12 protein-coding genes are annotated in these 10,221 nt (G+C 53.8%); 3 read left to right on the top strand and 9 right to left on the bottom strand.

The genetic code is table 11. The annotated features are described in order from the left end of the window. The first annotated feature begins 227 nt into the window (after positions 1 to 227). Positions 228 to 380: a hypothetical protein gene (locus KO497_RS15835; RefSeq protein ID WP_215944934.1), complete on the top strand. Its 153-nt coding sequence runs from the start codon at positions 228 to 230 to the stop codon at positions 378 to 380. Then, entirely contained in the window at positions 377 to 925 is a 549-nt protein-coding gene (locus KO497_RS15840; RefSeq protein WP_215944935.1) for a hypothetical protein, read from the top strand. Before KO497_RS15835 ends, KO497_RS15840 begins: the two co-directional genes overlap by 4 nt. A 558-nt stretch (positions 926 to 1,483) precedes the next feature. Here the strand turns inward: KO497_RS15840 and KO497_RS15845 are convergent. Genes KO497_RS15845 through KO497_RS15885 form a run of 9 tightly spaced genes read right to left on the bottom strand, consistent with a single transcriptional unit; the run spans position 1,484 to position 9,134 of the window. Beyond that, positions 1,484 to 2,104: a TetR family transcriptional regulator C-terminal domain-containing protein gene (locus KO497_RS15845; protein ID WP_215944936.1), complete on the bottom strand. Its 621-nt coding sequence runs from the start codon at positions 2,102 to 2,104 to the stop codon at positions 1,484 to 1,486. After that, positions 2,101 to 2,553: a RidA family protein gene (locus KO497_RS15850; protein ID WP_215944937.1), complete on the bottom strand. Its 453-nt coding sequence runs from the start codon at positions 2,551 to 2,553 to the stop codon at positions 2,101 to 2,103. The genes KO497_RS15845 and KO497_RS15850 overlap by 4 nt, the downstream gene beginning before the upstream one ends. A 9-nt stretch (positions 2,554 to 2,562) precedes the next feature. Beyond that, a complete protein-coding gene (locus tag KO497_RS15855) occupies positions 2,563 to 3,156 on the bottom strand; it encodes an NAD(P)H-dependent oxidoreductase (protein WP_215944938.1) in 594 nt (197 codons plus the stop codon). 11 nt (positions 3,157 to 3,167) lie between these two features. Continuing rightward, on the bottom strand, positions 3,168 to 4,157 hold the full coding sequence (locus KO497_RS15860) for an ABC transporter substrate-binding protein (RefSeq protein WP_215944939.1): 990 nt from the start codon (positions 4,155 to 4,157) through the stop codon (positions 3,168 to 3,170). Positions 4,158 to 4,178: 21 nt separating this feature from the next. After that, complete coding sequence (locus tag KO497_RS15865; RefSeq protein ID WP_215944940.1) at positions 4,179 to 5,546, bottom strand: FAD-binding oxidoreductase; 1,368 nt, start codon at positions 5,544 to 5,546, stop codon at positions 4,179 to 4,181. Beyond that, the gene (locus KO497_RS15870; RefSeq protein ID WP_215944941.1) at positions 5,543 to 6,715 is read right to left on the bottom strand and encodes an amidohydrolase family protein; all 1,173 of its coding nucleotides are present in this window, start codon (positions 6,713 to 6,715) and stop codon (positions 5,543 to 5,545) included. The genes KO497_RS15865 and KO497_RS15870 overlap by 4 nt, the downstream gene beginning before the upstream one ends. Further along, positions 6,705 to 7,571 carry an ABC transporter permease gene (locus tag KO497_RS15875; protein WP_215944942.1) on the bottom strand — a complete coding sequence of 289 codons (867 nt, stop codon included), beginning with the start codon at positions 7,569 to 7,571 and terminating at the stop codon, positions 6,705 to 6,707. The genes KO497_RS15870 and KO497_RS15875 overlap by 11 nt, the downstream gene beginning before the upstream one ends. Then, complete coding sequence (locus tag KO497_RS15880) at positions 7,549 to 8,322, bottom strand: ABC transporter ATP-binding protein (protein WP_215944943.1); 774 nt, start codon at positions 8,320 to 8,322, stop codon at positions 7,549 to 7,551. Before KO497_RS15880 ends, KO497_RS15875 begins: the two co-directional genes overlap by 23 nt. After that, positions 8,319 to 9,134: a creatininase family protein gene (locus KO497_RS15885; protein ID WP_215944944.1), complete on the bottom strand. Its 816-nt coding sequence runs from the start codon at positions 9,132 to 9,134 to the stop codon at positions 8,319 to 8,321. Before KO497_RS15885 ends, KO497_RS15880 begins: the two co-directional genes overlap by 4 nt. 414 nt (positions 9,135 to 9,548) lie before the next feature. On the opposite strand from KO497_RS15885, the gene KO497_RS15890 reads away from it, so the two are divergent. Further along, positions 9,549 to 9,863, top strand: a complete 315-nt coding sequence (locus tag KO497_RS15890; RefSeq protein WP_215944945.1) for a hypothetical protein — start codon at positions 9,549 to 9,551, stop codon at positions 9,861 to 9,863. Positions 9,864 to 10,221 lie beyond the last annotated feature (358 nt).

A 10,221-nucleotide genomic window follows, 5' to 3' on the forward strand; every position in this document is an offset into this window, starting at 1 on the left:
ACGTCTACTTCGGCCGCGACAAAGCCATTCTCAGAGAAAGGGAAAAAATCAAGAAAAACACAATCAAACAACGCCGCTTGCAACATCAGAAACAAGCCGCATAATCAATCACACAAACGAGCCAGAGCCTCCAATACTCAAGCCGCTCTGATGCCCCATTTTATATGACGACGGACACGATGTTCTCTTCGTTGAGGCGAGGAGAGGCCATTTTAATAGGTGACTCCATGATGATGCCAACACGTATTCAGGTTGACCCACCGAACCCAACACCAAACAGTAACGATGCATCATTCACTTCTTTGTGGAGTGAAGAACCTGATGATTTAGATGTAGCCGCAGTTTTGAATGCATGGCGGAACCAGAAGATAGAAAAATGAACCTGAACTCAAAGCAACTCGAAGCCATATTCTTCAAATCACTCAACAATTTCACCAAGGCAGAGGCCGCAAATATTTTGAATGGGACGAGCGAGCGCAATCTTTGCTCGCGCCTTGGCTTCGTGTTGGAAACTGAAGTTAAGGGGGCGGGCGTCTACGGATACTATGCAGACGTAGAGTATAACCGCAAGCAACAGGGTGCGGTTAAAACAATCTTGGATGATCAAATGCAGGTTGTCAGAATTACCTGTGATCTTATTCTACATAGCCGTGGCGAATCTATATTAAACGATAATCTCATTGCAGTAGAAATGAAACGACTTGAACACCCTAACGCAGAAAAACGGAAAGACCGAATTCGTCTGCGGGCGATGACCAAGTCGTCATACGATGATCTGTGGTCCGCTGATGGGATTGCGCATCCTAAGCATGTCTGCGGGTATGTACTGGGTTACTTTGTTGAACTTGACTCCATTAATCGCAATTTTCTTGTCGAGGGATATAGTGGCGGAGAATTGCTGAGCACAAAAAGACATAATTTCTAGTTAATTGACCGCAATTGGCCTTGAATGTCCGTTTCTCCAAAGCGGCAAGACGTCAACACTTGTGATTATCAATGTCGGGTTTGGGCCGAAAATCTGAAACCCATTTAAGATTTTCGCCAGACCGGACACTGGAGCGCGCCGCAGCATCGGTGACTCTGGGCTGATTGTGTTGAAAAAGTCCTTGAGGCTCTCGGCGCTCTTCGAAATGCAGAACAATGTTCTAAATTCACGAGCCAAGCGCCGTATCTTCGGCTGCTTTGCAACGCCTTCAGAACATTTTCCTACAAAAATTGCCTATCAGGTGCCGTGACAGAGTTTTTCAACACAATCGGCTCAAAGCCGACTTACGGCAATGCAGCGCGTGGTTTTTGCGCAAAATGCCCAACCAACGGCCTGAACGATCACACCGGATGACTGCTGTCAGCCCCAAACGGACTCGTCGCGGCGTGGTCTTCGCTTCTGCAGCATCCGGAAGGCGGGCGGCAATCTAACCTTCGCTACGTTTGCGAAACGTATGTATTGGCTTGCCGAAGCAGACATATAGTGAGCAAGTTTGCTTCACAACAAGTTGGTCAAGCCACGCAACACAAGAGCCGTCACTTCGTCGCAGATGACCTGTTCGTCCAAAATGTCGCCGTCCTGCAGGTCGAGCATAAATCGGACTTCGGGGCCGAGAACGGCGTAGGCTTCTGTCATTGCCCAGATGTTGAACTGCAATAACATCGGGTTCACGGGGCGGATCAATCCCTTTGCAACCCATGCGTCGATCTGTTTCGCAGCCGCTCTGCTGACCTCTCGTGACCCTGCCCAATGATCGCGTAGGAACGGGGCGCCGCGCATCACTTCGCCAGTAAACATCTTAACGGCCGCCGGATGGGCCAGTGAGAAATTGATTTTTCTGGCAATATAATCTGAAAGGAACACTTCTGGCCCTTGGTCAAGGTCGACACCGCTGAACAGTTCGCTCCAAATGTTGATAACATGGTTCAGGGCCTTTTGGTACAGGTCCTCTTTGCTCTCGATATGGTAGTGGAGTTTGTTCTTGGTCATGCCCGCGCGATCCGCGATCCCTTGGGTTGACGTGCCTGCAAGGCCGTGTTCAGCGAATTCGAGAATAGCGGCGTCGCGGATCTGTGCCTTTACGTCCGCGCGTTTGAGGGCAAGGTCTGGTCGGGTCACTTTTGCTCCGGTAGGTAGGCTGTCACTTCAACTTCGATAACAATCGCATCGGATGGCATCATAGCAGAGACTTCGACAACGGTCGACACCGGCGGCGTGTCTGGGAAGAACATCTTGCGCACCGTGTTGTAGCGCGGGAAATCATTGAGGTTGCGAAAATACTGCACGAGCTTGAACACATCATCCATTGATCCACCAGCGTCTTCCATGGTGGCGCGGATACGGTCGAACACAAACCATGTCTGCGCAAGGATTGGGCCGTCTTTGGCGTCCACGGAAAATTCACCCGTTTGGCCGATGGTCGGGCCAATGTCGGGCGGCAGATCGGCGAAGCCGGTGATGATCTTGCCCGCGTCAGGATCCACTGCAATCACGCCGGACAGAAAGATAAAATCGCCCCGCCGTGTCCATGCGGAATACCGTGCGAGGGGCTTGGCTGAATCTGACATATCGGGTACCTACAATGCCGCCAAACGACGTTCAACTTTTTTAAGAAACGCAGCACGATCCGCGTCAGTGGTGTGGTTCATATTATAAAGCTGTTGCCAGACCACTTTGCAGCGGCGGGCGAACAACACGCGCAATCCACGGGTCCATAGGCTGCGACCGGGGTCGCGGATCAACTTGATCCACCACCACGGGCTGCCCGATGTTGTGATCCCTACGAACAGTTTGACGTGGGACATTTTGGGCTTTGGGCGCTTTTGTTTGGCGTCAGCGATTTCAAACGTAATGCCCGGCAACCAAACGCGTTCCAACCACCCCTTTAGCATGGCGGGCGGGCCATAGTACCACGTGGGATAGATGACCACGATGCCTTCGGCCCATTGCACATCCGCCACGTGATCGGGGTGTTTGGCGATGATATCGTCGGTTTTTTCCAGATACCCCGTCCATTCTTCAGTGGACAGAACCGGATTGAACCCTTCGCGGTACAGGTCGTGACACCGCAATTCGTGGCCCGCCGCACACAAGGTGCTACAGGCGGTTTTATACAGGGCAGCGCCATAGCTATCGAGGCTAGGATGCGAAAAGATAACGAGAAGCCGCATATCCTGTTTCCTTACTCAACCAGATCCATACCAACCTGACGGTTGACGAATTGATCAGTCGCAACTTTTGACACATCAACGCTGCCTTCTTCGAGAATGCCAGCGGCGACAACTGTGTCGTAGAACATCTGGATGCGGTCCATATCAATCGCGCCGATGCCGACTTCTTCTTGATAACCCGCCCCGATGATACCCAGCGCCTTGAGTTGATCAACCTCTGCAGTCAGGCCCTCCAGCGTCATTTCCGGGTTGGCTTCCATGATCGCTTCGTTGCCCAAGGTCGGGTCGTTATAAAGGTAATTGTACCAACCGATTGTGGAAGCATCGACGAAACGTTGCACCAGATCGGGGTTTTCTTCGACCATTTCGACACGCGCCTCAACGGTGGTGGAATAGGTATCCCATCCATAGTCCGCCAACAGGAACGTATCTACGGGCGCGCCTTGCTGTGCTGCATACAGCGGCTCGGATGTGGCGTAGCCCTGTTGGACCATTTTGTCGTCGTTCAAGAATTGCGCAAGGTTATAGCCATAGGGGCGCAGCTGTTCGTCCGCGAAGCCTTGTGATGCGGTCATCCACTGCCAAAAGCTGAACTGCCCGTCTTTGCCGATCAGCACTTCGGGGGCATTGGCCAGATCGGCCCAATCGGCATAGGCGCCTTCATGTGCGATCAGAACCTGAGGGTCTTTGTCATAATAGGCCGCGACAACCACCGTCGGGATTTCGTTGCGGACGTTGTCGAACGACAACAGCAGATTGCCCGCCATCAGAAAATCAATACGCCCAGCCGCCAGCATGGGGCGGTTGTTCACCTGTGGGCCACCTTGCTGGATTTCTACATCCAGCCCGAATTCTTCGTAGGTGCCATCGGCCATCGCCTGATAAAATCCGCCGTGCCCGCCTTGGGCCAGCCAGTTTGTCGCAAATGTGACTTGGTCTTGTGCCGTAGCACTCGTCGCAAATCCCGTGGCCGCAACGGCCAGCATCCAGTTTTTCATCATGTGTCGTCTCCTAGGTTGGGTTTAAGATTTCGCCATTTCGGCAGTCCATCCCCGTGTTTTTCCGGGGTTCATTAATCCGTGGGGGTCAGCCAGTTTTTTGAATTCGATCTGCGTTGTATCGATCTCTTTCATGCCGCCGTCCTCGATTGTGATGACGTGTGGATCAAAGACGGTGCAGCCATCAAGGCGCTCCATCTCATCAATGATTTCATAGGTGCGTGCGCGGCTGGTCCATCGCAGAATGGGCAGTGCGAAGATTTGAATGTCGCCATCCATTCGCGCCATTTCGTGATGGAAATAAAGCTCCTCGCCGTAGCGTTCCTGTTGGCGCAATGCCAAGGCAGGATCAAACGGGCGCGGATAGGCAATCTGTAGATATGTCCATGTATCGCGCTCGTGTTTTAGGGCCTGCAACGTTGTGTGGTTCCATCCGCATTCCCATGTCGCGGGCAGTTTTGCGGCCTCAAGATCGTGCAAAGATCGTGAAACGGTCACGGAGCCACCATGCGCCGCGACTTTGGCTGCAAAGGCATCAACATCTTCGGGGGCGATCATGGCAAAGATGGCGTCACGGTCACTGGGGAAATGTGCGGCAAGCCGCTTGTAAAAGCGGGCAAAACGGCGTTCAACAACGGTCATCAAAAACGCATCAATCCCGTCTTCCTGCGCCTCTTTGGCACAGGCTAGTGCAGCATCATAACCGTCAAACAGCACAATCGTGTGTTGCCAATCGACCGTCGGCATCAGGGCATAATCCATCGCCGTGATGATCCCGTTGGTCCCATAAGCATGCTGTACTTTCAGGATGTCAGCGCCATGCAATTCAATCACTTGCGGCGTTTCCTCCAAGGTCACAACGCGCACGTAGTTTACATTGCCTCCATCGCGCAGCATGCCGTTACGCAAAGATCCGATCCCGCCAGAGCCGCCGGACATAAACCCGCCAATCGTTGCAAGGCGCTTGGTCGAAGGGAACATCGTCAGCATCTGACCCGTTTCGGAAACAGCGGTTTCGACCCGTTCGATCCGCGCACCCGCCTCACACACCACGCGACCGTCAGAAATTTCCAGAACGCGGTTCAGTTTGGTCATATCAAGGATAATGCCGCCCTCCATCGGGACGCATTGGCCGTAGTTTCCGGTGCCCCCACCGCGCACGGTCACTGGGATGCGGTGTTTGGCGGCGGCGGCGGCTATTGTGATAACCTCTTCCTCAGACGTGGGGATCACCACAACCTGACCGATCTTGCCGTCCAACTGTTCCTTCAGGATCGGCGAATACCAGTAGTAATCTTTGGATTTCAGATCGAGCACACGATCCTGATCTTGAATGGCGATGTCGCCTATATCCGCACAAAAGGCGGAGATCGTTTCAGCAGACACACTCATGCGGCGTCCTTTCCAATGGTTGTATTTTGACCAGACCGAATGATGCGTCGTTGCGCGGTCGGACTACGCAGGGCGTCGTCCCAATCTCTTCCTTGGATCAGCATGAAATCGGCAGGGGCACCGATGGCGATGTCTGGAGCGTCCAGCCCCATCACTCGTGCTGCGTTTGTTGATATTGCGCCGATCCAATCGGCAGGGTTCAAATGCCCCGCAAGACAGGCAAGCCGCAGGGTTTCAATCGCGTCGTAACAACCGCGTGGATAAAACGGATCGGCAACATTGTCGGCCCCCAGCAGAACGGTCACACCTGCCGCACGTAGGTCTTGCATCGGGGCCAAACCGCGCAAACGCGGGCTTCGGCCCTCGGCCATGTCTTGCAAATGCAGGTTTGTTGTTGGCAACACGGTCAAGGCGACACCGGCATCTGCAGCCGCGTCCATGACTCGGGCCACGTCATCTTGGGGGCGTACGGACAACGAACAGGCATGGCCACATAACACACGGCCCGCCATGCCGTATTTCACAGTCAGCGCCACGACAGCATCAAAGCCGCAGGCGTCTTGGTCCAGCCCTTCGTCCACGTGGAAATCCAGTAAAAAGTCGTGCTGTTCAGCCAGCCTGAACACCCGTTCAAGTTTCGTATCCAAGTCTTCGTTTTGGTAAATAAACGCGCCCAAAACGCCACCTGTCGCCGCCACATGTTCGGCAATTTTCGGGCCTATGTCGGGGTCCCCCAACAGGTCCAGCGGGGCCAATGCGACACGTTGCACCGTCAGCTTGTCGGTCCATTCGCGATCAAGTTCCGCGACAACGGACCAAGCCAACGGCACGCCCGTCTGTGACCAATCCACATGGGTGCGCAGGGCAGATAACCCGTTCGAATGAGCCTCGGAAAGCCCCTGTTGCGCCCGTGTGCGCAGATCAGCTTCGGTCCAGTGTTTCTTATCGGCGTTCGTGGCTTCAATCGCCCCAAAAAGACCCGGCTTGATGTTGGCGCATCGATTGATCGTGAACGTTTTATCCAGATGGACATGCGGCTCAACAGGAAGCGGCATAATAACCGATTTAGCTGTACCATCTGAGGGCGTGATCGCCGCGATGCGGCCATCCCTGACGGTCAGGTCGACTGTTTCACCGTTCAAATTAACAGAATGAAGATCAATGCTCACGGCGCAGCTCACTTTCATGCCAGTGACCAAGAACGCGTCGTGATGCCCATGACGTCGCAAGGAAAATCGCGATGCCAAGCAAGGACACCAAAACAAGGGCCGCGAACATACGTGGGATTTCGCTACGGAATGAGGATTCGATGATCCGGCTTGCCAGCCCCGTATTTTGCCCTGCCGCACCCGCGACGAATTCCGCGACGACAGCACCGATCAGCGCCAAACCGCCCGCAACCTTAAGGGCAGACATGAATTGAGGCAAAGCAGACGGCGCAAGCAAGAACCGCAGCCGCTGCAACGGCGTGGCACGATATAACGTAAACAGATCGCGCAGGTTATGATCCGCTGAGCGCAGCCCAACGACTGTGCCCGACAGGATCGGGAAAAACGCCACGATCCAAGCGCAGATCAATAACGCGGCAAAGGTCGAATGAACGTAGATCAGGATGAGCGGTGCGATTGCGACGACGGGTGTAACTTGGAGAATGACGGCAAAGGGAAAAAGACTCATTTCCACGGTGCGCGACAGTGCGAACAATGCGCCCAAGATCACGCCACCGATGATAGCTAATAACAGGGACAAGAGCGTTAACTTCACGGTGAACCATGCCGACACCATCAACGATGGACCGTCCGTGATAAGGGTTTTGCCGATGACGCTGGGCGCAGGGATCAGATATGGTGGCACTTCAAAATACCAGATCGCCCATTCCCAATATCCCACGGCCGCACTCAACATAATGATCGGCATCAGCCATGACAGCCGACGTTCGCGACGCTCGCGCGCCCCTTGTTCCGTGTTTTCGGGGGCCTCATCGTATTGAGTTGCGTCGTTTTCAGTGGTCAAGGTCGTCGACATGCAATGTCTCCTGCAAGGTTTCCGAAACGCTTTGGGCCTGCACGGCAAATTCAGCGGTGGTGCGCCAGTCATCATTGCGTGGCCACGCGGCATCCAATGAAATGTCCGCCGCGACGCGGCCCGGTCGGGCGGCCATGACGATGATGCGGGTTGACAAATAGACTGCCTCGAATACGGAATGGGTGACAAAGATGACGGTCAATCCGTTGTCTTTGGCCAGCCTGACGACATCGTTATTCAGCTTGGATCGTGTCATTTCATCAAGGGCCGCGAATGGTTCATCCATCAACAAAATGCGAGGCTTCGTCACCAAAGCACGGGCGATGGATACCCGCATTTTCATGCCGCCAGACAGGGCACGAGGATAACTCTTTGCGAATTTAGTAAGGCCCACTTCGGCCAATATCGCCATCACCCGCGGCTCGGCCTCAGCACGTTTTACACCCGCCAACCGAAGCGGCAGATAAACGTTCGCGAATACCGTCGCCCAAGGCATCAAGGTCGGTTCTTGAAACACAAAGGCAAGATCCTGTTCGGATGCGTCGGTCTCGTCCGCAATTTCAATCGTGCCCGCGCTGACAGGAAGCAAACCTGCAATCATCTTAAGGGCCGTCGATTTCCCGCAGCCCGAAGGCCCGAGGAAGCTGATAAATTCACCCTCCTTGATGTCCATCGTCATGTTATCAACAGCAAGAATTTGCTCTCCGAACCGACGCGTAACACGGTCCATTGTGATAATAGGAGCGGTCATTCGTACGCCTCCGGATTGGCCTGCGTATCAAGGAAAGACAACGGCGTTTCATGCACCTCTTTTAAAAGCGTTACGATTTGATTGGCTGCGTACTGGATAAATGCCGCGCCCTTCTCAGGCGTCGCCAAAGTCGCATCGCCACAGGCACCGGCACCGTTCATATCCTGCGCCTGCCAGCCTAGCTTACCAGCGGGAGACAAGCCTAAGTGTCGAGTTTTCCCAGCCTGTTTTTCAACTGAGGCCTCAAAATTTCTGGCGTATTTCATTTGTACGTGATCGGGATGCAGCGCCCGCATCACGGACGTTTCCATGTCACCGGCGTGAATACCAAACCGCTCTTCGTTCGGCGTGAGCAGCCCGTCTGGCATGCCCATCGCAAACCAGTTCGCCCCCACTGTCAGCATATTGTGTTTGATCCGCAGATCACGCGCCACAATATCCATCACGGCAATTTGGCCACCGTGCGAGTTTAAAAAAACCATCTTCCGCACGCCTGCAGCGGCCACGCTGTCACCAATTTCCGTGTACATCGCAATTAGGGTCTGCGTTGAAAAGGTCAGCGTGCCAGGCCAAGCAGAATGCTCGGTGGATTTACCGACAGGCATCGTTGGCAAGAACAACGCTGGGACATCATCAGGAACAAGCGGTTCGGTGGCGGCCACAATCCCGTCGACGATGGCTTGATCCACTGACAATGGTAGGTGTGGCCCATGTTGTTCAATCGCCCCGATCGGCAAAACCGCGATAATGTTTTCGCGATCCAGTTTCGCAAAGTCCCGCGCTGTGTAATGCGCCCAAAAACGGTGCTTCATTGCTTACCCCCCAATCGCGACGCGATTGGAAACAGGGTCCATCCCTGAATGTGCTGCGGAAACATGACATCGAAGGGTCGGGGAAATTTGATGCTATTCGTATGAATCATTCTAAGCGCCTCTTTGGTCAATTCACCTGAAACGATAAAAACCAAATAAACAAACCAATTGGTTTGTTTAAGCGCCACACTTTGGATTTGATTATAGTTTGTGCGCTTAGTGGCTCTAGTGCAAAAGAACTGTGCAGACTCCGTAGCCATATCTCGACTTAGGGAGCTATGTACGAACTGATGTAAACCGAGCGGCGACCGAAACCGCATCGCAACTTTCCATCGGTTCAAATGCTGAGTACATTTGGCAATGTTCGCTTCGGGGCAGCTGCACTGCAGCGCCGAGAGTTTCTGGGAACGGCAGATGTGGGCCGCCCAAGTTGGAGGTCTGAGCCTTGGCCTCCGACGTTGCAAAGCTCAGCCCGCGTTGATGCCCGCTGCCTTTCTGGATCGCAGCAAGATCATCCGTCTGGAATCCCCGAGCATCGATCATCTGGCTGCCGCTGGAACCCGCCTGCTGCGCGATCGCCTACCTGATCACCAACACGATCTCGGCAACGAGCTGCTGAACGAGGGAGTGCGCAGACTTGAGAAAAACCATGCCCGCGTATCACTGCGGCAGATCGAGCGGATGGTGGAGTCTTTGGTAGAAGGTCTGAGCAGCCCCATGCTGATGTAACACGGACAAAGGGGGGGGCGTTTCCATTCAAAATGATAAGGCCTGTTGAAATATAAGTATTTGGGACCGTTCTACGAGAACGGCACACTGCGGCCATTGATGTGTTAAAGAGCGAACGTCCGAGATGTGTCTATTCTTTTGGTGGCCCTGTATTGGCGGCGCTCCTGCTTGCCTTACGGCCTTAAACCACTTTGAGGTCTTGTCTTAGCCCCCTAAAACTGTGCCACTATTTGTTGACGACAGGAGTTTAGAGACATGGCCCGCAAACGTTATTCTGATGAAGACGCACTGAGGTTGTTGCGCGAAATTGACGTACATTTGCATGATGGAATGGATGTTGCAGGCGCAATTCGTAAGG

This window comes from Pacificibacter marinus (assembly GCF_018860665.1).
GTDB classification, from domain to species: domain Bacteria; phylum Pseudomonadota; class Alphaproteobacteria; order Rhodobacterales; family Rhodobacteraceae; genus Celeribacter; species Celeribacter marinus_A.

Coding starts and splice junctions, on each gene's coding strand:
- KO497_RS15890 (WP_215944945.1), top strand. CDS start 9,549: ATGTGGGCCGCCCAAGTTGGAGGTCTGAGCCTTGGCCTCCGACGTTGC.
- KO497_RS15875 (WP_215944942.1), bottom strand. CDS start 7,571: ATGTCGACGACCTTGACCACTGAAAACGACGCAACTCAATACGATGAG.
- KO497_RS15835 (WP_215944934.1), top strand. CDS start 228: ATGATGATGCCAACACGTATTCAGGTTGACCCACCGAACCCAACACCA.
- KO497_RS15865 (WP_215944940.1), bottom strand. CDS start 5,546: ATGAGTGTGTCTGCTGAAACGATCTCCGCCTTTTGTGCGGATATAGGC.
- KO497_RS15860 (WP_215944939.1), bottom strand. CDS start 4,157: ATGATGAAAAACTGGATGCTGGCCGTTGCGGCCACGGGATTTGCGACG.
- KO497_RS15840 (WP_215944935.1), top strand. CDS start 377: ATGAACCTGAACTCAAAGCAACTCGAAGCCATATTCTTCAAATCACTC.
- KO497_RS15885 (WP_215944944.1), bottom strand. CDS start 9,134: ATGAAGCACCGTTTTTGGGCGCATTACACAGCGCGGGACTTTGCGAAA.
- KO497_RS15850 (WP_215944937.1), bottom strand. CDS start 2,553: ATGTCAGATTCAGCCAAGCCCCTCGCACGGTATTCCGCATGGACACGG.
- KO497_RS15855 (WP_215944938.1), bottom strand. CDS start 3,156: ATGCGGCTTCTCGTTATCTTTTCGCATCCTAGCCTCGATAGCTATGGC.
- KO497_RS15880 (WP_215944943.1), bottom strand. CDS start 8,322: ATGACCGCTCCTATTATCACAATGGACCGTGTTACGCGTCGGTTCGGA.